The following is a 19,656-nucleotide window of genomic DNA, read 5'->3' on the forward strand; positions in this document are numbered from 1 at the left end:
AACTGAAAGAGCCCAGGCTCTTTCAGTTTTTTCTTTTCTCCCTTGGTTTTTGCTATAATGGAGAAACAATGAAAAGTTCGCGAAAGAGGTAAAAAAATGGCTCCTACACCAATGATGCAACAATATTTGCAAGTGAAATCCGACTACCAGGACGCATTCCTGTTTTTCCGTTTAGGCGATTTCTATGAGATGTTCTTTGATGATGCGCTGAAAGCATCGCAGATCCTCGAAATCACGTTAACAAGCCGCGGCGGCACCGGGGATGACCGGATTCCGATGTGCGGCGTCCCTCATCATGCGGCACAGAATTACATCGACCAGCTGATTTCCAAAGGCCATAAAGTGGCGCTTTGTGAACAAGTGGAAGATCCGAAGACCACAAAAGGCATGGTCAAGCGGGAAGTGGTGCGCTTGATTACGCCGGGCACGCACACCGAAGGCAAAAGCATTGATTCCAAATCGAATATGTTTTTGGCGGCGGCTGAACAGATGATGGATGGCTTTGCTTTGTCGTATGTCGACATCAGCACCGGAGAGGCAAGCGCCATATACATAGCAGGAACAGAAAACGCACTGCTGCAGGAATTGCAGTCGTTGAACATTAAAGAACTGGTTGTCTCCGAGCAATTGTTTTTATTGCTGAACGAAGAATCGCAGGATCTGGTGCTATCGATTGAGCCGATGGACTTTGTCTACACGGCGGCTGAACGGTTGATGGCCGAATGCCCGGATGATCTCAAACTCAGCATCCGGCGCCTGCTGACGTATATTTCCCGGACGCAAAAGCAGTCGCTCGACCATATCCAACCGTTCACGTTCAATGAAAACGGACAACTGCTGTCGATTGATTTCCACTCGAAGCGCAACCTGGAACTGCTGCAGTCGATCCGCGGCGGCGAGACAAAAGGCACTCTCCTATGGCTGTTGGACGAGACTGTGACAGCTATGGGCAGCCGGAAACTGAAGCAATGGCTGCATCAGCCTTTGGCAAACCGCCACTTGATCGAAAAACGGCAGCAGCTTGTCGAATCACTCATCAACCAATACTTTGTCCGGATAGAGCTTCAAGAACTGTTAAAAGAAGTGTACGACTTGGAGCGCCTAAGCGGACGGATCGCTTTTGGCAGCGCCAGCGGGCGGGATTTGGCCCAGCTCCGAAGTTCGCTTGAAAAAATGCCGGCGATCATTTCAGAATTAGCCAATTCGGGGCATGGCACACTCGCGAATTTCAGCGACAAGCTCGACCGCTGCGGTGAAGTGTGTGAATTGCTCGAAGCGATCAGCGACAATCCGCCGCTGTCTTCGAAAGAAGGGGGCGTCATCCGCGACGGCTTCCACGAGAAGCTAGATGAGTACCGCTACGCTTCCCGAAACGGCAAAGACTGGATTGCGCAGCTCGAGCAGGAAGAGCGCCAGCGGACAGGCATCAAATCATTGAAAATCGGCTATAACCGCATTTTCGGCTATTATATCGAAATTTCCAAAGCAAATATGCATTTGGCGGACTTGGAACGCTATGAGCGCAAGCAGACGCTTGCCAATGCGGAGCGCTATATCACGCCAGAGCTGAAAGAAAAAGAAACCCTGATTCTGACAGCGGAAGAAGAAAGCCTGACGCTGGAATACGAATTGTTCGTGAAAATCCGCGAAGAAGTGAAGCAGTACATTGGCCGCATCCAAAAGCTGGCTTCAACGCTCAGTGAACTCGACGTCTATATGAGTTTTGCCAATGTGGCGGAGAAATACCGCTTTGTAAAACCGGCTTTCAATGACTCCCGGGAGATTTCCATTATCGAAGGCCGTCACCCGGTGGTGGAGAAAATGCTGAACAAGCAGCATTATGTGCCGAACGACTGTGTGTTGACCGACAACCAGAACATGCTGCTCATCACAGGTCCGAACATGTCCGGTAAAAGTACGTATATGCGCCAAGTCGCTTTGACGATTGTGCTGGCGCAAATCGGCTCGTACGTGCCGGCGGAATCCGCGAATTTGCCGATTGTCGACCAGATCTTCACGCGCATCGGCGCTGCGGATGATCTGGTATCCGGCCAGAGCACGTTCATGGTAGAAATGCTCGAATCGCAATATGCCATTACGCATGCAACGGAACGCAGCCTGCTGCTGTTCGACGAAATCGGGCGCGGCACATCGACTTATGATGGCATGGCGCTCGCGCAGTCGATGATTGAATACATCCACGAGAACATCGGGGCGAATACCTTGTTCTCAACCCATTACCACGAATTGACGGCACTCGACCAGTCGCTCGACAAACTGAGCAATGTCCATGTCGCCGCCATGGAACAGTCAGGGAAAGTGGTATTCCTGCATAAAGTCAAGAAAGGCCCGGCTGACAAAAGCTACGGCATCCATGTTGCGGAACTTGCCGAATTGCCGCAGCCGATCCTTGTTCGCGCAAGGGAGCTGCTTGCAAGTTTTGAAGCGGAAAACAAAAAGCACGTCAGCCAGGTCGAGCAATTGAGCTTTTTTGACGACCGCGACACTGAAAGTGAAGAAGTGCTGCAGGCCATCAATGACGCGAACATCGCGGCGATGACGCCGCTGCAGTCGTTGCAGCTGCTGAATGATCTGCAAGAGAAGCTGAGCAAAAAGGGGTGACAGTATGGGATTGATCCGTTTGATGGACGAACCGCTATCCAATAAAATAGCTGCCGGGGAAGTGGTGGAACGCCCGGCATCCGTCGTCAAGGAATTGGTGGAGAACGCCATCGATGCAGGCGGCACGGCAATTGAAGTGCTGCTGATGGAAGCAGGGCTGACCTCCATCCAGATTGTCGACAACGGCGCCGGCATGGATACGGATGATGCCCTTTTGGCATTTTCGCGCCATGCCACCAGCAAAATCGCCAATGAACACGATCTGTTCCGCATCCGGACGCTCGGTTTCCGAGGGGAAGCGCTGGCGAGTATTGCATCGGTGTCGAAAGTGACGCTCCATACATCGGACGGGAAAACCGGCACGTTCGTCCAGATGGAAGGCGGCCGGCTGATCGAGCATCGTGCCGGTTCACTCCGCAAAGGGACGGACATTAAAATCGACCAATTGTTCTTCAATACACCGGCGCGGCTCAAGTACTTGAAGACGCTGCAGACGGAGCTCGGGCATACGATCGATTTGATGAACCGGCTCGCGCTCAGCTATCCGGGCATCGCTTTCCGGCTGGTCCACGACGGAAAGACGGTCCTGCAGACGTCAGGCAGCGGAGAAATCAAACGGGTCATTTCTGACATCTACGGCGTCTCGATCGCCAAGAAAATGATTCCGTTCGAAGGCGAATCGAATGATTACAAAGTGTCCGGCTTCGCCTCGCTCCCGGAAATCACCCGTGCCAATAAAAACTACATTTCGCTGTTCGTCAACGGCCGCTGGGTGAAGCATTACGCAATCGCCAATACGGTCCATAAGGCATACCATACCTTTTTGCCTTTGGAGCGCCAGCCGATCGTGATTTTGAATATCGAAGGCGACCCATATTTGACCGACGTCAATGTCCATCCGGCAAAACAGCAGATCCGGCTGAGCAAAGAAAAGGAATTGATGGAGCTCATCCATTCGACGATCCGGAAGACGATCAGTTCCGTGGTAAGGGCGCCGGTTATTGAACAGCCCAAAGCCCAGAAAAGCGCACCGACACGGCAGCTCGATTTGTGGAAATCGTCCTATACCGTGCAGGAGCCGCCGGCTGGCGAGACAGCAAGTGCACCCAAGCTGCAGATGCAGCAGCAGCCGGACACGGCACTGCCCGGCATCCCCGCCGATCTTCCGGTAGATTCCCGCCAGCCGTCAGGCGAATTGCGGAAGTCTTCGGCACATCTAGAGCAGCCAGCTGACAGTGTTCAGCCCGAGGAAGTGTTTTCCAGGGAAGAGAGCGGGCAGGAAATGGAACAAATCGAAGATGCCGGCCCGCAATTTCCCGAGCTGGAAGTGGTCGGCCAAATCCACGGCACGTATATTGTCGCCCAGAGCACAGACGGGTTCTACCTAGTTGACCAGCATGCGGCGCAGGAGCGCATCAAATATGAGTTTTTCAGGGAAAAAGTGGGCGACATCGACGCAGACGAGCGCCAGGCGCTGCTGCTTCCGCTGACGTTCCACTACAGCCGTGATGAAGCGCTCCGCTTGAAGGATGCGTTGGAAGTGCTCAGTGAAAGCGGCGTGTTCCTGGAGGAATTCGGAGACACCTCCTTTATCGTGCGCGAGCACCCGGCATGGTTTCCGAAAGGGTTTGAACAGGAGATCATAGAAGAACTGATCGAACAGGTACTCGATGAGCGGAAAGTCGACGTCAAGAAAATCAGGGAAGAAGCAGCCATCATGATGAGCTGCAAACGGTCCATAAAAGCGAACCATTATTTGCAGAAGCATGAAATGGAGCGGCTGCTCGCAGATCTGAAAGCGGCGGAACAGCCGTTTACTTGTCCGCACGGGCGTCCGGTCATCATCCATTTCAAAACCTATGATGTTGAAAAAATGTTTAAACGGGTAATGTGAGAAGAGCGGTTTCTCAACCTTGAACGTCGTGGAACCGGATTTTGGAAGAGGGGGAACCGGAATGTTTTCAGCTAAACAGAGAACGCAGCAAGTTGAAACACTGTCCAATTACGAATTTGATGTCCTGGTGATCGGAGGCGGCATTACAGGCGCAGGCATTGCGCTTGATGCCTCTTCGCGCGGCATGAGTGTAGCGCTTATCGAAATGCAGGATTTTGCAGCAGGCACGTCTAGCCGGTCGACCAAACTGGTGCACGGCGGACTGAGATATTTGAAGCAATTCGAAGTGAAGCTGGTGGCGGAAGTCGGCCGCGAGCGGGAAATCGTTTACGAGAACGCCGCCCATGTCACAGAGCCGCAGGGAATGCTATTGCCTTTCCATAAAGGAGGCACGTTCGGGCCGCTTTCCACATCGCTCGGCCTGCGCGCTTATGATTTTTTGGCCGGGGTCAAAAAAGAGGAGCGCCGGACGATGCTCAAACCGGAAGAAGCCTTGCAAAAAGAACCGCTTTTGCTGAAAGAAGGGCTGCTTGGAGGCGGCTTCTATGTGGAATACCGGACAGACGATGCCCGGCTGACCCTTGAGGCGCTGAAAAAAGCAGCGGAGCTGGGGGCCGTCTGCCTGAATTACACAAAAGCGACGGGCTTCCATTACCGCAATAAAAAAGTGGCCGGTGTGCATGCATTTGACGCGGTCAGAGGCGGCACATTCCGGATCGATGCAAAAGTCGTCGTCAATGCAGCAGGCCCGTGGGTCGATGAAGTGCGGGGCAGGAATGCAAAAGAGGCAGGCAAGCAGCTTCGCCTGACAAAAGGCTCTCATATTGTCGTCAGCCAGAAAGCATTTCCGCTGAGCCAAGCCGTGTATTTCGATACGCCGGACAAGCGGATGATCTTTGCCATTCCGCGCGACACAAAAGTCTACGTCGGAACCACCGATACTTTTTATGAAGCAGATCCGGTGGAGCCGGAAGTCACGAAAGCGGATGTCGATTATTTGATTCAAGCGGTTGCCCATATGTTCCCGACGGTCCGTTTAGCGCCGTCGGATATCGAGTCGACATGGGCGGGCGTCCGACCGCTCATTTTCGAAGAAGGCAAGGATCCTTCGGAGATTTCGCGCAGAGATGAAATCTGGGAATCTTCAAATGGTTTGATTTCCATTGCAGGGGGCAAATTGACAGGCTACCGCAAAATGGCGGAAACGATCGTCGATAAAGTGGCGAAGCGCCTGCGCAAAGAGACCGGCAAGGAGTACCCGGAAGGTTCCACAAAGAATCTGCCATTGTCCGGCGGCGATTTCGGCGGATCGAAAAATTTTGCAAGATTCGTCCATCAAACGGCCTTGTCGGCGGAGCAATTCGGCTTGTCGGCAGAAGACGGAAGAATGATTGCCCAGTTTTTCGGGACGAACGCAGGCAAAGTGTTCGGCATCTTGCAAGCGATGCCGGAAGAGAACCCCTATGGGCTGCCAAAAGCGCTCGCTGCAATTGTCCGCTTTGCCATCGAGGAGGAAATGGCTTTGACGCCGTCGGATTTCTTTGTCCGGCGCACAGGGGATTTGTATTTCCATATTGATGATGTGCTGAGATACATGGTCGCTGTCCTCGATTTCATGTCGGACGAGCTCGGCTATACCGAAGCACAGAAGGAGCATTATAAAAATGAATTGATCGGGCATATCAAACAGGCGACCCGTTTTGGAAAGGGTGTGCTCCAATGAAAGTCACCAAAAATTTTTTGAGCATGTCGGATGGGCATGATGTCTATTTTGAACTTTATGAACCCGAAGCGCCGATCGGGCACGTCCATCTTATCCACGGGATGGCGGAACATATCGGCCGATATGAAGAATTCGCGCATTTTCTGGCGGGCAAAGGCTTTTCCGTCTCCGGACACGACCAGCGCGGGCACGGAAAAACCGCGGAACGGAATGGTGTCCAGGGCTATTTTGCGGAGGAAGAAGGATTCAGCCGGATCGTGGCAGATGTAAGGGAGACTATTGAAGAGCTCCGGCCGGACGCAGGCGATTTGCCCCTCATCCTTTTCGGCCACAGCATGGGCTCGTTCGTGGCGAGGCGTTATATCCAGCTTTACAGCGAAGAAGTCAGCCGCGCAGTGCTGTCCGGGAGCGGCGGCAATCCCGGTTTAGCCGGGATTGCCGGCCTCGCATTGGCCATGTCTGCTGCCCGCCTGCAGGGCAAGACTGAAATCAGCGAAGTGCTCGGAAAGCTGACATTCGGCAGTTTCATGAAGCAATTCAAAGGCGAGGAGTCGGCTTTTGCCTGGCTGAGCCGCGATGCATCTGAAGTGGCGAAATACGAAGCGGATCCGATGAGCGGCACGCCGTCGACTAATCAGTTTTACGTAGACCTTTTCAGCGGCATTGATTTGATCCATAAACCGGCAGAGGTCTCAAAAATCCGGAGCGGCCTTCCCTTGTTGTTGATCAGCGGCTCCGAAGATCCGGTCGGCGGGAACGGCAAGGGCATTTTCGGCGCGGCCGAACAATACCGGGCTGCCGGGCTGGACGTCAAGGTTTATCTGGCTGAAGGCGGCCGGCATGAACTGCTGCATGAAATCGGCAAGCACGCACATTTCGAGACTATTGCAGAATGGATGCTCAACGATGATTGACGTCATCGCAATCGTCGGACCGACGGCATCGGGCAAAACTGCCCTCAGCATCGAACTGGCCAAACGGCTGGACGGCGAAATCATCAACGGCGACTCGATGCAAGTTTACCGCTGCATGTCGATCGGGACAGCGAAAATCGAACCGGATGAAATGCAGGGGGTTCCGCATCACCTGCTCGACATCAAGGATCCTGAAGAGCCGTTTTCGGTAGCAGAGTATCAACAACTGGTGCGCGGAAAGATTTCGGAGATCCGTTCACGCGGCAAGCTCCCGATCATCGTCGGCGGGTCCGGGCTGTATGTCCAGGCGGTGCTTTTCGATTACCGGTTCGCTGAAGAGCCGGTCGATGAAAAGCTGCGCGCGGAATTGCATGCCGAACTCGAAAGGTTCGGACCTGCCCATATGCACCGGAAGCTGCTCGAATTGGACCCGGAATCCCAGATCCATCCGAACAATACCCGGCGAGTCCTCCGGGCTATCGAAATCGCGCGGAGCGGCCAGCCGAAAGGGGAGCGGACGATGGCGCTTTCCCCAATGTATAATGAATTGATCATCGGCCTTGATATCAGCCGGGATGTGCTTTATGAACGCATCAATGCCCGCGTGGATGACATGCTCGCACGGGGCCTGCTAGAAGAGGTCAATGCACTCCGTTCCCGAGGCATCCGGGATGTGCAGTCCATCCAAGCGATCGGCTACAAGGAAATCTATGCCTATCTTGACGGCAAACTGCCTTTGGAAGAAGCGGTCACCCAGTTGAAACAGAACTCGCGCAAATACGCGAAACGGCAATTTACGTATTTTAAGAACAAACTGCCGATTTTCTGGATTGATGCACTTCAGGATTTGGAAAAAAACATTCGGCAAATTCAGGAAGTCATGCAGGAGAACGACCGCGACCGTCGAATTGAATACTTTGAACGGAAAATTACAGACTAGGGGTTATGAGGGGGATTTCCATGAAGCCAGTAAATATTCAGGATGTTTATTTGAACCAACTGCGAAAAAATAATATTTTTGTAACCGTGTTTTTGCTCAACGGGTTCCAATTGAAAGGAACTATTAAATCATACGATAATTTTACGGTTCTTGTTGAGTCGGACGGAAAGCAGCAGTTGATCTACAAGCATGCCATCTCCACGTTTTCACCGGCAAAGGCAGTAGCCATTGAACATCAGGAGTGACAGAAGAGGCCGGCCGGTTACAGGCTGGCCTTTTCATTTGCAGGCGCAGGTGAATTTCCTTATGATTAAAAGCAGATGACTTGAGGAGGCGATCAAGATGAAAACTATTACGACAACCGAATTGCAGGAAAAATTGGAAGCGGGCCAGCCGCTTCAGGTGATCGACGTCCGGGAAGACGACGAAGTGGCGGCTGGCATGGTGCCGGATGCAAAGCATATTGCACTGGGAACTTTGCCGGAGCGCATCGAAGAAATAGACGGGAGCCGGCCTGTGCATGTGATATGCCGTTCAGGCAGACGGAGTGAACGGGCATGTGAATTTCTGGAGTCCCACGGGATAGAAGCCGTTAACGTGGAAGGCGGCATGCTGAACTGGGACGGGGAAACCATCGCATAAAAAAGAAACCGTACCAGCGGCTATCCGCTGGTACGGTTTTTTAACGGGTGAGGATTTTCCGGGTCGGAAGCCTCCATTTATAAGTAAACGAAAGAATGCGCAGCGCTGTTATGGCGATGAACAAGACATACAGCCAGAAATCGCTTTGTGCCAGGCCGAAACTGATGAGGATCCCGGCCATAGCTGCCCAGACGGCATAAATTTCCGCTTTCAGCACGAGCGGTTTGCGGCCGGCCAGCAAATCCCGGACAATTCCCCCCCCGGAGCCGGTCAGGACGGCGGCAACCACGACCGCATATACGGGCAAACCCAGGTTCACTGCATACAGCGCGCCCTGGATGGCGAAAGCGGACAAGCCGATGGCATCAAAGAAATTGCCCCACCGGTTCCAATGGACCAGCAGCCGGTTCGGGAATAAAAAAACCAGTGTCATTGAAAACAATGCCAGCTGGAACAGCACTTCCTGTTCCCAGAGTGCGGAGATCGGCACGCCGATCAATAGGTTCCTGATTGCGCCTCCGCCAAATGCTGTGACGATCCCCAGCAGATAGACCCCGAAAATGTCGTATTCTTCTTCCATTGCGATAATCGCCCCGGACACCGCAAACGCAATTGTCCCGATGGCGCTCAATACTTCCCAAGCCATATCGTACTGCCTCCCAAAATCTTCAACTCTATGAATTGTAGCAGAGTTTGACGCAATTTCAAGTTTAGCTGCATAATAGGAAAGTGAAACTAGCAGAATGGAGAATACCATGTATACTTTAATGAAAGAAATAGAAGCATTGATTCAAACGGAATTGCAAAAAGCGGATGAAATTGCATTCAACAACCAGAAAAAAGTGCTCCATGCATTCCATGCCCAGAAAGTCAGCGACCACCACTTTAATCCATCGACCGGGTATGGCTATGACGACGAAGGGCGCGATACATTGGAGCGGGTCTATGCGGATGTTTTCAAAGCGGAAGCGGCTTTGGTCCGCCCCCAGATCATTTCGGGGACGCATGCCATCACCATTTCGCTGTTCGGTGTGCTCCGCCCGGGCGATGAACTTCTGTACTTGAGCGGAAAACCCTATGATACTTTGGAATCCATCGTGTCAGGCGGCGAAAAAGACACAGGCTCCTTGAAGGATTTCGGCATCAGCTACCGCCATATCCCGTTGACGCAGGACCAAGGGATCGATTGGGAACTTGCGGAAAAAGCAATCGGCGAACGAACCAAAGTGATCGCGATCCAACGCTCGCGCGGGTATGATACCCGGCCCTCTTTCACAGTTTCGGAAATCCGATCGATGATCAAGAAATTACGTACGATCAAGCCGGATGCCATCGTATTTGTCGACAATTGCTACGGCGAATTTGTTGAAGAACAGGAACCGATCGAAGCGGGGGCGGATTTGATTGCCGGCTCGCTGATCAAGAATCCCGGCGGCGGCATGGCCAAAATAGGCGGTTATATTGCAGGGCGCAGAGATTTAGTGGAAAAATGCGCTTACCGGATGACGTCACCGGGTATAGGGGGAGAGGCCGGTGCATCCCTGAATGCCCTTCCCGATATGTACCAGGGATTTTTCATGGCGCCCCATATCGTTTCCCAAGCATTGAAAGGAGCCATTTTCACTTCCGCTCTGCTCGGTTCAGCCGGCATGGAAACCACACCGCATTGGAGCGATCCTCGGACCGACCTGATTCAATCCGTTTCTTTCCGGACACCTGAACAAATGATCGCTTTCTGCCAGACGATCCAAGCGAGTTCTCCGGTCAATGCGCAGTTCAAACCAGAACCTGCCTATATGCCAGGATATGAAGACGATGTCATCATGGCTGCCGGCACATTTGTCCAAGGGTCAAGCATTGAGTTGACGGCTGACGGACCGATCCGTCCGCCCTATACCGCTTTTGTCCAAGGCGGCCTGACGTACGAACACGTCAAGCTTGCTGTGATGAATTCGCTCGAGGCGCTTCGAGAGCATAATCTACTATAAATAGAATTCCGCATGTAAAGTGCGGATTTTTTTCATGTCATTTTTTCTTACATGTGTTTGACAAGATTCCTGACATGAAATATACTAAAAGAGTAGTAATCAGTGAAAAGGGTGAAAAACATGACAAACCGCGTTCGCCGGACAATGCCGCTTTTGCCGATCAGCATTGTAATGCAGCTGACGGAACTGACAGCGCGCCAAATCCGTTATTACGAAGAGCACGAGTTGATCAGCCCTGCCCGGACAGAAGGAAACAAGCGGATGTTCTCTTTGAACGACGTCGATGTCCTTTTGGAAATCAAAGATTTTTTGGATCAAGGGCTAAACATGGCAGGCATCAAGAAAATCTATGCGATGCGTTCACAGCCAAAAAACGAAGCTGCAGTGCCAGCCACAATCAGCGACGCAGAATTGCGCCAGATTTTGCGGGAAGAAATCCTGAATACAAAATCATTCGGCCAAGGCGTCCACAGGCAAGGGGATTTATCCCGTTTCTTTCATTGAGACGGGTTACATAAACAAACATAGGAGAGTGAAGCGAACATGGGCAAGTATTCAAAAGAAGATATTAAACGACTGGTAAAAGAAGAAGAAGTGAATTTTATCCGCCTGCAATTTACGGATATTCTGGGCATTATCAAAAACGTTGAAATACCGACTTCCCAATTGGACAAAGCACTCGACAATAAAATGATGTTCGACGGATCTTCAATTGATGGATTTGTCCGCATCGAAGAATCGGATATGTACTTATTCCCGGACCTTGATACATGGGTCGTCTTCCCGTGGATTACAGGCAAAGGGAAAGTGGCACGTTTAATTTGCGACATATATCGTGCGGACGGTACTCCGTTTGAAGGAGATCCGCGCAATAACTTGAAACGCGTTTTGAAAGAGATGGAAGAACTTGGCTTCACGCATTTCAATCTTGGGCCGGAGCCGGAATTCTTCCTGTTCAAATTGGATGAGCGCGGCGAACCGTCACTTGAATTGAATGACAATGGCGGATACTTCGACCTAGCACCGATGGATCTTGGCGAAAACTGCCGCCGCGACATCGTGCTTGAACTGGAGGAGATGGGCTTTGAAATCGAAGCTTCCCACCACGAAGTGGCTCCCGGCCAGCACGAAATCGACTTTAAGTATGCAGCTGCGCTAAAAGCGTGCGATGATATCCAGACGTTCAAATTGGTCGTCAAGACGATTGCGCGCAAGCACGGATTGCATGCGACATTCATGCCGAAGCCATTGTTCGGTGTCAGCGGATCCGGGATGCACATGAACGTATCCCTGTTCAAAGGCAATGAAAATGCTTTCCTTGATGAAGACGGCGAAATGAAACTGAGCGAAACAGCTTATCAATTCCTTGCCGGGATCCTGGCACATGCTCAAGGCTTTACTGCAATTACAAATCCGACTGTCAACTCTTACAAACGCCTGGTCCCAGGCTATGAAGCGCCTTGCTATGTAGCTTGGTCAGGACAGAACCGTAGCCCGCTGATCCGGGTTCCGGCATCCCGCGGCTTGTCGACGCGTGTCGAAGTGCGCTCGGTCGACCCAGCAGCCAACCCGTATTTGGCAATGGCCGTCCTATTGGCAGCCGGCCTTGACGGCATCAAGAACAAGATGACTCCGCCAAAAGCAGTTGACCGCAACATCTATGCGATGAACAGAAAAGAGCGCGAAGCTGTCGGCATCGAAGACCTTCCGCCGACATTGTATGCAGCCCTTCAAGAGCTTCAGGGAGATGAAGTGATGAAAGGTGCGCTTGGATCACATATCTTGAACAACTTTGTTGAAGCGAAAGAAATCGAGTGGGATATGTTCCGCATTGCCGTGCACCCATGGGAGCGCGAGCAATACCTGAAAATGTATTAAGAAGAGAAATGGTCCTGGCCCCTGCGGCCAGGCTTTTTTTCGGCGAAAACAGGTTTTGCAAAGAGAAGAGCCGGGTATAATTTAGAGAACCATTGGACTTTAGTAACCGGTACTGAATTTTCTTTTCGCATTTGATGAAAAGAAGATTTTGTGGGGGTGATTAAAATGAAAAAGGTTCAAGGGGTAAGAGATCTGCTGAAGTATTTTCACTCAGTGGACTACCCGATGACTGAAGAACATATTAACGACTGCATTGCAAAGCGGACTATTCCGCATAGCCGGTCCTATGCTAATACGATCTTTTTTGATTTGAAGCATATCGATTGGTGGATAACGGAACAGAAAAAATTGGAAGACAAAACTTAATAAGCTCTTCAGAAAACCGGAACCCCGGATTCGGCTCACATGAGTCCGTATCCGGGGTTTTGCCCGTGTATAAGGCGGAAGTAACTTTTAAAGGCCGGAAACGTCCTGTATTCTAGACAAAGCAGAGGAGGCACCATTCATGAAGTTTTTGAAATACATCATCGTCCTATTGGTCATTATCGCTGCCGGAGCTATTGCCATCTATTACGCCGGCACCAATATTGCATCGGAAAAAGTTGTGGAGGATGCGACAGCTGAACTGGAAGCGACGGGCCAGATGGACAGCATCAAAACGTACGTCGAGAACGACCCGGAACTGAAAGGCTATATCGAAGAAGCGAAATCTGCCGATGAAAGCCAGCTGCCGTTCCAGACAAAAGGCGAAGCGACGCGCGTGCTGATCCAGAAAGTAGGCATCGGCGAATTGCAGTCTCTTCAGCAAGGCGTTCAGAACGGCACTATCTCCCAGCAGGAAGCCATCGCTAAGCTTGAAGGCGAACTGTCCGAAGAGGAAATGCTGGCTTTAAAAGTGATTGCCTATAAAGAACTTTACAAAAACGAATAAATTTCGGGTATGATGAAGGAGGAAGCTAATACGCTGAATTTGAGGAGGCCCGCGAATGAAAACATTTCAGATTGAATTTTTCTTCGACCAAGGCAATACGGTTGTGCTGACTGCCCAAGCGGAAAGCAAAGAAGCGGCACTGGCCAATATTCCGACACACGGCACCTATGAAATTACAGATGATCAAAATGATACGATTTACCGAATCACCATCAGCCAAATCAAATACATCACCGTCTATCAACTGCGATAGGCTGCATCCGCAACTTGTGGATGCTTTTTTTTGAGGAATGAGAGAAATCGATAAAAAAGGGGCGGTATAAAAATGGAATACAGGGGTTCGAGCGTTTATGAGGAAGAAGATTTTTTAGCGGCATACCTGTTAAGGCGGAACCGGAACGAAAGCCCGAACAACGCCATCGAAAGGCCGATCTTTTTAGAGTTGCTCGGGGACTTCGCGGGTGCGGAAATCCTTGACCTCGGCTGCGGAGACGGCTCTTTTGGAAGTGAGCTGCTCGGAGGAGGCGCAGGATCCTATACCGGCATTGAAGCTTCAGTTCAAATGATGAAGAAGGCGGAAGCTGTCCTAGCAGGAACAAACAGCCGGATTTTTCATAAGGATATCACGTCTTTCCCCTTTCCGGAAGCTGCTTATGACATAGTGGCTTCACGTTTTGTCATTCATTACATAGCCGATATCAATGCATTGTTCCAGGAAATTCACAAAGCATTGAAGCCGGGCGGAAAATTCGTTTTCACCGTCCAGCATCCATTGACGACTTCCTCGTTTGGAAGCAAAGAACTTGGAGACAGGCGCGGCGATTGGCGGGTCGATGATTATTTCATGGAAGGGGAGCGCCGGGAGCCTTGGATCAACAAAACCGTCATCAAGCACCACCGGACCACTGAAAGCTACTTCACCGCATTGATGGAAGCCGGATTCAACGTAGCGGCATTGCGGGAAGGCATGCCGGTCCGTGCCAATTTCAGCAGTGAACAAGAGTTTAACCGACGGCAGCGCATTCCGCTGATGCTGATCTTTTCAGGGGTGAAAGAATAGAGGGAAAAAAAGGAGTGTCCAAAATGGCTGCGGTCCATTGCGGCGGACGCTTTCCGCGGGCTTGCGCCGAATTAATTCGGACTTGCGTCCGAGTGGATTTCGGCACTTCGTCGCTACGCTGCCCCCTGGTAAAACCGATGCTCCTGTCTCTGCATTGCACCTGCATCGCTACGCTAGCTTCGGTGCATGAAAAACCGTCGCTGCGCTAGCTTCGAGACATGAAAGGGCGTTGCATCGCTGCGCTGCTTCGTCGCAAACAAGTTGGCCGACGGCAGTTCGGCCAACTTGCTCGCCGCCTTCATTCCCAGCAGCCGTTATAGAATAAAGAAAAGACCAGAGGAGAAAAAGCATTGCTTTTTCTTCTCTGGCCTTTTCAATTTAGGCTTTTTAAAAAGCCCCTTTTCCTATTTGTTCGAGCCTTTAATGCAATTGGCGGTAAACGCCTACCACTTTGCCCAGGATGGTGACCTGGTCAACGATGATCGGGTCCATTGATGAGTTTTCAGGCTGCAGGCGGAAATAATTGTTTTCGCGGAAAAAGCGTTTTACTGTCGCTTCATCTTCTGCCGTCATGGCCACGACGATATCTCCATTGTTCGCTGTCTGCTGCTGTTTCACCACAACGTAGTCACCGTTGAAAATTCCGGCTTCGATCATACTTTCACCCATGATTTCGAGCATGAAAATATGGTCGTCTTCTGTGCCGTAGGACTGGGGAAGCGGAAAGTACTCTTCAACATTTTCGATCGCTGTAATCGGAACACCGGCTGTAACTTTACCAATCAAAGGTACATGCAGAACCGGGCTTTTTTCAATCAACGCTTCATCTGTAGAGATGATTTCGATAGCTCTCGGTTTGGTCGGATCCCGTCGGATCAGGCCTTTGCTTTCGAGACGGGCAAGATGGCCATGGACAGTCGAACTTGATGCCAAGCCAACTGCTTCCCCGATTTCGCGGACGGATGGCGGATAGCCTTTAGCCCGGACTTCGTCTTTTATAAAAGTTAAAATATCTTCTTGGCGCTTCGATACTTTTTTCAACAGTTTCACCTCTTTTTAGTTGTTCAGTATGTTTTCTACCCATAGTATACCAACTTGGGCTATGAAATGCAAACATAGGTTCGAATTTATTTGTTGACAAAAACACTTGTTCGCATTAAAGTAAGAACATATATTCCGAACACACATTCTTAGGAGGCGTTTTATATGACATTCATCCGCAGAAATTCTTATCTAACTCTATTATTTGCCCTTATCCTTTCATTTTCGTTCTACTCGGTCTTCACCCATAACAACCAGGAACCACAGATGAGCCTTGTCCAGATTGAAGAAGGCGACACGCTGTGGACGCTGGCAGAATCATTCAGCGGCAATACACCGCATCAGGAGTGGATAGAAGCTATCATGGAAGAGAATAATCTACACACTCCGAAAATCGTCGCAGGACAGTCGATCAAGATTCCCAGCGAACAACTGAAATTCGCCCCAGATGAAACCATAAAGCTGGCAGGTGATGCAGAATGAAGAAGACTGCATTGGTTTATTGCCGCGTCAGCACCACGAAAGACACCCAGGAAAGTTCGCTCGAACGCCAGGAGGAAGAATTGCTGAAATTCGCATTTGAACAAGGCTATATGGTCGACCAGGTCTTCTCGGACCAGCACAGCGGCTATGAAATGGACCGTGAAGGCCTGTTGGAAATGCTCAACAGCATCAAGCGGGACAAAATTGCGGCGGTTTTTATCCAGGATGAAACCCGCCTTGGCCGCGGGCATGCCCGCATTGCCTTGCTGCATGTCATGAAAAAGTACGGCGTCGAAGTTTTTACACTGTCTGATGGAGGGCCGATTGCGCTCAATGACATGGACGATATGGTGTTGGAAATCTTGGCGATTGTCGAAGAATACCAACGCAAAATACATAACGCCAAGATCAAGCGCGGCATGAAACGGGCAGTGGAGAACGGCTACAAACCTGAGCGCAACCTGAAAGGGAAAGGCAATCCGGAAGGGCGGGAGCGCCTGGATTTGCCGATTGACCAGATTGTCAGCCTGAAGGAGAACGGCTTGACGTTCCATGAAATCGCCGTGACGCTTCAAGGCTTCGGCTACCAGGCCAGCAAAGCGACGGTCCATCGCCGCTACAAAGAGTTCCAAGGCATGAAACAGGGCTAAATCATTGCAGAAATTCCGCTTCTTTTGTACGATATGAAAGAGAAAGGCGGGGTTCTATTTGTTATCTCCTGAAAAAATCAGACGCATCAACGAGCTGGCGCGCAAATCCAAAACGGCCGGTTTATCAATCGAAGAAGCCAAGGAGCAATCAGCGCTTCGGCAGGAATACTTGCAAACGTTCCGCACGAGCATGCGCGGCACGATTGAAAATGTAAAAGTGATCGATCCGGAAGGCACAGATGTGACACCGGAGAAAATCAAAAATATCCGGGAGAATAAGTATTTGAATTAATGCTTATTCTCTTTTTTGATGCGCCAAAGTTTAGCGCCATTCTTCCGGCACATTCCGGATTGAGTAGCCAGCTGGCGCTTTTCTAGTTGTATTCTTTTCTATTGTTGACTACACTAGAATAGGATTAAAAAAGATAGTGAGAGGATGTTATTATGTCAAACCACGCAGATCAACTTGCAGTAACAACGATTCGCACGCTTTCAATCGATGCAATCGAGAAAGCGAATTCCGGACATCCTGGCTTGCCGATGGGCGCAGCGCCTATGGCATATACCTTGTGGACAAAACATATGAACCACAATCCGAAGAACCCGAACTGGTTCAACCGTGACCGTTTCGTGCTTTCAGCTGGACATGGTTCAATGCTTTTATACAGCCTGCTTCATTTGAGCGGATATGGCTTATCATTGGAGGAAATCAAAAACTTCCGCCAGTGGGATTCCAAAACTCCGGGCCACCCTGAATACCACCACACAGTGGGTGTTGAAGCGACAACAGGCCCTCTTGGACAAGGGATCGGCATGGCTGTCGGCATGGCAATGGCAGAACGCCATTTAGCCGCTACTTACAATAAAGAGAACATGAATGTGGTCGACCATCACACATTCGCACTTTGCGGAGACGGCGATTTGATGGAAGGCGTTGCAGGGGAAGCCATTTCACTTGCAGGCCATCTTCAATTGAACAAATTGGTCATCTTGTACGATAGCAATGACATTTCATTGGATGGCGACCTTTCGATGAGTTTCTCTGAAGACATCAAAAAGCGCTTTGAATCTTACGGCTGGAATTATTTGCGCGTTGATAACGGCAATGAATTGGACGATCTGTCTGAAAAAATCGCGCAAGCGAAACAGTCTGCGGACAAGCCGACATTGATCGAAGTCAAGACGGTCATCGGCTATGGTGCACCGAACAAATCCGGTAAAGCGGATGCCCACGGCGCGCCGCTTGGCGAAGATGAAATGAAATTGGCGAAAGAATATTACAAGTGGACATTCGAACAGGACTTCCATGTGCCGGACGAAGTATATGAAACGTTCAAGCAAGCGACAGAAGAGCTGGGCGGAAATGCCGAGAAAGCTTGGAACGAATTGTTCGATCAATACCAAGCTGCACATCCGGAACTTGCAGAACAGCTTCAAAAAGCAATCAAAGGCGAGTTGCCAGCAGATTTTGATGCTGACTTCCCGCAATATGAAGTAGGCAAAAAACAGGCGACGCGCGCTTCTTCAGGCGATATGGTCAATGCCATCGCCAAAGCGGTTCCTTCTTTCTTCGGCGGCAGCGCTGATTTGGCAGGATCGAATAAAACAAACATCAAAGGCGGCGGCGATTTCGACGCTGAAAACCCGGCCGGACGCAATATCTGGTTCGGTGTGCGTGAATTCGCAATGGGTGCTGCGTTAAATGGTATGGCGCTTCATGGCGGCCTTCATGTATTCGGGGGAACATTCTTTGTCTTCAGCGATTATGTGCGCCCGGCTATCCGTCTGTCAGCATTGATGGGCCTTCCGGTCACATATGTGTTCACACATGACAGTGTGGCTGTCGGGGAAGACGGTCCGACCCACGAACCGGTCGAGCATTTGGCTTCGCTTCGCGCAATGCCGAATTTGAGCGTTGTACGCCCAGCGGATGCCAACGAAACCAAAGCCGCTTGGAAATTGGCATTGACTGCCAAGTCTCACCCGACTTTGCTAGTGCTTTCACGCCAGGATCTGCCGGTGCTTGAACAGAGCGGCGAGTTGGCGGACAGCGGAGTGGAAAAAGGCGCGTATGTCGTTTCGCCTGCTGAAAACCCGCAAGCGCTGCTTTTGGCAACGGGGTCTGAAGTGAGCCTCGCAGTAGCAGCCCAGAAACAATTGGCTGAAGAAGGTATTTCCGTGTCGGTCGTTTCCATGCCGTCATGGGACCGCTTCGAAAAACAGGATAAAGAATACAAGCAGTCGGTCATTCCGAAGACCGTCAAAAAACGTTTGGCCATCGAAATGGGCTCTCCATTCGGCTGGGAACGCTACACAGGCGACGAAGGCGATATCTTGGCAATCGACCGTTTCGGCGCCAGCGCACCAGGCGAACGGATCATGCAAGAATTCGGCTTTACGCCAGAGAACGTCGTGGCGAGAGTCAAGAATCTGATCAACGAACAATAATTTGAGAAGAGGCGGAAGCGCTAGACGGCTTCCGCCTTTTATTATTTTGTGCATATGGTCACATGCTGAAATTTATAGTATAATCCATTGTGGTGCACTACTTATTTATGCAACACGAGGGGGGTAACAAGAATGGCTACATGGATCTGGATCGTAATCGTTATCGTGGCTTTAATCGCGGGTGTTGCGCTTGGCTTTTTCATCGCTCGTCAATATATGATGAAGTATTTGAAAGACAATCCACCGATCAACGAAGATATGCTGCGTATCATGATGATGCAAATGGGACAAAAACCGTCTCAAAAGAAAATCAATCAAATGATGACACAAATGAATAAAGCATCAACTAAACCACCAACTAAAAAATAAAAGCGCTCATGCTGAGTGCTTTTTTTCTTAGTCCATTTGTTTACATAATAAAAATATTAAAGTGAAAATGGTC

21 protein-coding genes are annotated in these 19,656 nt (G+C 50.6%); 19 read left to right on the forward strand and 2 right to left on the reverse strand.

Features of this window, described 5'->3' with window-relative positions:
* The first annotated feature begins 96 nt into the window (after positions 1 to 96).
* The 7 genes from mutS (at position 97) to ACTL32_RS12195 (ending at position 8,735) form a co-directional block, all read left to right on the forward strand.
* Positions 97 to 2,622, forward strand: coding sequence for a DNA mismatch repair protein MutS (gene mutS, locus ACTL32_RS12165; protein ID WP_441341731.1), 2,526 nt, complete (start codon positions 97 to 99; stop codon positions 2,620 to 2,622).
* A gap of 4 nt (positions 2,623 to 2,626) precedes the next feature.
* Positions 2,627 to 4,516, forward strand: a complete 1,890-nt coding sequence (mutL, locus tag ACTL32_RS12170) for a DNA mismatch repair endonuclease MutL (RefSeq protein WP_441341732.1) — start codon at positions 2,627 to 2,629, stop codon at positions 4,514 to 4,516.
* Between the two features lie 61 nt (positions 4,517 to 4,577).
* Positions 4,578 to 6,239 (forward strand): glycerol-3-phosphate dehydrogenase/oxidase, encoded by a 1,662-nt coding sequence (locus ACTL32_RS12175; protein WP_441341733.1) that lies wholly within the window; start codon positions 4,578 to 4,580, stop codon positions 6,237 to 6,239.
* Positions 6,236 to 7,153: an alpha/beta fold hydrolase gene (locus tag ACTL32_RS12180; protein WP_441341734.1), complete on the forward strand. Its 918-nt coding sequence runs from the start codon at positions 6,236 to 6,238 to the stop codon at positions 7,151 to 7,153. Before ACTL32_RS12175 ends, ACTL32_RS12180 begins: the two co-directional genes overlap by 4 nt.
* Positions 7,146 to 8,093 carry a tRNA (adenosine(37)-N6)-dimethylallyltransferase MiaA gene (gene miaA / locus ACTL32_RS12185; RefSeq protein ID WP_441341735.1) on the forward strand — a complete coding sequence of 316 codons (948 nt, stop codon included), beginning with the start codon at positions 7,146 to 7,148 and terminating at the stop codon, positions 8,091 to 8,093. The genes ACTL32_RS12180 and miaA overlap by 8 nt, the downstream gene beginning before the upstream one ends.
* Before the next feature lie 20 nt (positions 8,094 to 8,113).
* Positions 8,114 to 8,338 carry an RNA chaperone Hfq gene (hfq, locus tag ACTL32_RS12190; RefSeq protein WP_204892448.1) on the forward strand — a complete coding sequence of 75 codons (225 nt, stop codon included), beginning with the start codon at positions 8,114 to 8,116 and terminating at the stop codon, positions 8,336 to 8,338.
* A 97-nt stretch (positions 8,339 to 8,435) separates the two neighbouring features.
* Positions 8,436 to 8,735: a rhodanese-like domain-containing protein gene (locus ACTL32_RS12195; protein ID WP_204892447.1), complete on the forward strand. Its 300-nt coding sequence runs from the start codon at positions 8,436 to 8,438 to the stop codon at positions 8,733 to 8,735.
* Positions 8,736 to 8,775: 40 nt separating this feature from the next.
* On the opposite strand, the gene ACTL32_RS12200 is transcribed toward ACTL32_RS12195, so the two are convergent.
* Positions 8,776 to 9,381: a trimeric intracellular cation channel family protein gene (locus ACTL32_RS12200; protein ID WP_441341736.1), complete on the reverse strand. Its 606-nt coding sequence runs from the start codon at positions 9,379 to 9,381 to the stop codon at positions 8,776 to 8,778.
* A gap of 109 nt (positions 9,382 to 9,490) precedes the next feature.
* Between ACTL32_RS12200 and ACTL32_RS12205 the strand changes: the two genes are divergently transcribed.
* From ACTL32_RS12205 to ACTL32_RS12235, 7 genes are all read left to right on the forward strand, one after another.
* Positions 9,491 to 10,723, forward strand: a complete 1,233-nt coding sequence (locus ACTL32_RS12205) for a methionine gamma-lyase family protein (RefSeq protein ID WP_441341737.1) — start codon at positions 9,491 to 9,493, stop codon at positions 10,721 to 10,723.
* Between the two features lie 120 nt (positions 10,724 to 10,843).
* The gene (locus ACTL32_RS12210; RefSeq protein WP_441341738.1) at positions 10,844 to 11,227 is read left to right on the forward strand and encodes a MerR family transcriptional regulator; all 384 of its coding nucleotides are present in this window, start codon (positions 10,844 to 10,846) and stop codon (positions 11,225 to 11,227) included.
* 39 nt (positions 11,228 to 11,266) lie between these two features.
* Positions 11,267 to 12,601, forward strand: coding sequence for a type I glutamate--ammonia ligase (gene glnA, locus ACTL32_RS12215; RefSeq protein WP_204892443.1), 1,335 nt, complete (start codon positions 11,267 to 11,269; stop codon positions 12,599 to 12,601).
* Between the two features lie 165 nt (positions 12,602 to 12,766).
* Complete coding sequence (locus tag ACTL32_RS12220) at positions 12,767 to 12,967, forward strand: hypothetical protein (RefSeq protein WP_441341739.1); 201 nt, start codon at positions 12,767 to 12,769, stop codon at positions 12,965 to 12,967.
* Between the two features lie 139 nt (positions 12,968 to 13,106).
* Positions 13,107 to 13,532: a hypothetical protein gene (locus ACTL32_RS12225; protein ID WP_204892441.1), complete on the forward strand. Its 426-nt coding sequence runs from the start codon at positions 13,107 to 13,109 to the stop codon at positions 13,530 to 13,532.
* 55 nt (positions 13,533 to 13,587) lie between these two features.
* Complete coding sequence (locus ACTL32_RS12230; protein WP_441341740.1) at positions 13,588 to 13,785, forward strand: hypothetical protein; 198 nt, start codon at positions 13,588 to 13,590, stop codon at positions 13,783 to 13,785.
* Positions 13,786 to 13,857: 72 nt separating this feature from the next.
* A complete protein-coding gene (locus tag ACTL32_RS12235; protein ID WP_441341741.1) occupies positions 13,858 to 14,592 on the forward strand; it encodes a class I SAM-dependent methyltransferase in 735 nt (244 codons plus the stop codon).
* 420 nt (positions 14,593 to 15,012) lie between these two features.
* Here ACTL32_RS12235 and lexA read toward each other — a convergent pair whose 3' ends face one another.
* Positions 15,013 to 15,633 carry a transcriptional repressor LexA gene (gene lexA / locus ACTL32_RS12240; RefSeq protein WP_204892438.1) on the reverse strand — a complete coding sequence of 207 codons (621 nt, stop codon included), beginning with the start codon at positions 15,631 to 15,633 and terminating at the stop codon, positions 15,013 to 15,015.
* Positions 15,634 to 15,798: 165 nt separating this feature from the next.
* On the opposite strand from lexA, the gene yneA reads away from it, so the two are divergent.
* The 5 genes from yneA (at position 15,799) to ACTL32_RS12265 (ending at position 19,583) form a co-directional block, all read left to right on the forward strand.
* Positions 15,799 to 16,116: a cell division suppressor protein YneA gene (gene yneA / locus ACTL32_RS12245; RefSeq protein ID WP_441341742.1), complete on the forward strand. Its 318-nt coding sequence runs from the start codon at positions 15,799 to 15,801 to the stop codon at positions 16,114 to 16,116.
* Entirely contained in the window at positions 16,113 to 16,766 is a 654-nt protein-coding gene (locus ACTL32_RS12250) for a YneB family resolvase-like protein (RefSeq protein ID WP_204892436.1), read from the forward strand. The genes yneA and ACTL32_RS12250 overlap by 4 nt, the downstream gene beginning before the upstream one ends.
* 58 nt (positions 16,767 to 16,824) lie before the next feature.
* Positions 16,825 to 17,058 carry a DUF896 domain-containing protein gene (locus ACTL32_RS12255; RefSeq protein ID WP_204892435.1) on the forward strand — a complete coding sequence of 78 codons (234 nt, stop codon included), beginning with the start codon at positions 16,825 to 16,827 and terminating at the stop codon, positions 17,056 to 17,058.
* 152 nt (positions 17,059 to 17,210) lie between these two features.
* Positions 17,211 to 19,214 (forward strand): transketolase, encoded by a 2,004-nt coding sequence (tkt, locus tag ACTL32_RS12260; RefSeq protein WP_441341743.1) that lies wholly within the window; start codon positions 17,211 to 17,213, stop codon positions 19,212 to 19,214.
* Positions 19,215 to 19,346: 132 nt separating this feature from the next.
* A complete protein-coding gene (locus tag ACTL32_RS12265) occupies positions 19,347 to 19,583 on the forward strand; it encodes a YneF family protein (RefSeq protein WP_204892433.1) in 237 nt (78 codons plus the stop codon).
* Positions 19,584 to 19,656: the final 73 nt, after the last annotated feature.

The organism is Planococcus sp. FY231025 (genome assembly GCF_052078085.1).
Taxonomy (GTDB): domain Bacteria; phylum Bacillota; class Bacilli; order Bacillales_A; family Planococcaceae; genus Planococcus.

Bases quoted from the DNA above. Each gene is read 5' to 3' on its own strand.
- mutS (WP_441341731.1), top strand. From the start codon at position 97: ATGGCTCCTACACCAATGATGCAACAATATTTGCAAGTGAAATCCGAC.
- mutL (WP_441341732.1), top strand. From the start codon at position 2,627: ATGGGATTGATCCGTTTGATGGACGAACCGCTATCCAATAAAATAGCT.
- ACTL32_RS12175 (WP_441341733.1), top strand. From the start codon at position 4,578: ATGTTTTCAGCTAAACAGAGAACGCAGCAAGTTGAAACACTGTCCAAT.
- ACTL32_RS12180 (WP_441341734.1), top strand. From the start codon at position 6,236: ATGAAAGTCACCAAAAATTTTTTGAGCATGTCGGATGGGCATGATGTC.
- miaA (WP_441341735.1), top strand. From the start codon at position 7,146: ATGATTGACGTCATCGCAATCGTCGGACCGACGGCATCGGGCAAAACT.
- hfq (WP_204892448.1), top strand. From the start codon at position 8,114: ATGAAGCCAGTAAATATTCAGGATGTTTATTTGAACCAACTGCGAAAA.
- ACTL32_RS12195 (WP_204892447.1), top strand. From the start codon at position 8,436: ATGAAAACTATTACGACAACCGAATTGCAGGAAAAATTGGAAGCGGGC.
- ACTL32_RS12200 (WP_441341736.1), bottom strand. From the start codon at position 9,381: ATGGCTTGGGAAGTATTGAGCGCCATCGGGACAATTGCGTTTGCGGTG.
- ACTL32_RS12205 (WP_441341737.1), top strand. From the start codon at position 9,491: ATGTATACTTTAATGAAAGAAATAGAAGCATTGATTCAAACGGAATTG.
- ACTL32_RS12210 (WP_441341738.1), top strand. From the start codon at position 10,844: ATGACAAACCGCGTTCGCCGGACAATGCCGCTTTTGCCGATCAGCATT.
- glnA (WP_204892443.1), top strand. From the start codon at position 11,267: ATGGGCAAGTATTCAAAAGAAGATATTAAACGACTGGTAAAAGAAGAA.
- ACTL32_RS12220 (WP_441341739.1), top strand. From the start codon at position 12,767: ATGAAAAAGGTTCAAGGGGTAAGAGATCTGCTGAAGTATTTTCACTCA.
- ACTL32_RS12225 (WP_204892441.1), top strand. From the start codon at position 13,107: ATGAAGTTTTTGAAATACATCATCGTCCTATTGGTCATTATCGCTGCC.
- ACTL32_RS12230 (WP_441341740.1), top strand. From the start codon at position 13,588: ATGAAAACATTTCAGATTGAATTTTTCTTCGACCAAGGCAATACGGTT.
- ACTL32_RS12235 (WP_441341741.1), top strand. From the start codon at position 13,858: ATGGAATACAGGGGTTCGAGCGTTTATGAGGAAGAAGATTTTTTAGCG.
- yneA (WP_441341742.1), top strand. From the start codon at position 15,799: ATGACATTCATCCGCAGAAATTCTTATCTAACTCTATTATTTGCCCTT.
- ACTL32_RS12250 (WP_204892436.1), top strand. From the start codon at position 16,113: ATGAAGAAGACTGCATTGGTTTATTGCCGCGTCAGCACCACGAAAGAC.
- tkt (WP_441341743.1), top strand. From the start codon at position 17,211: ATGTCAAACCACGCAGATCAACTTGCAGTAACAACGATTCGCACGCTT.
- ACTL32_RS12265 (WP_204892433.1), top strand. From the start codon at position 19,347: ATGGCTACATGGATCTGGATCGTAATCGTTATCGTGGCTTTAATCGCG.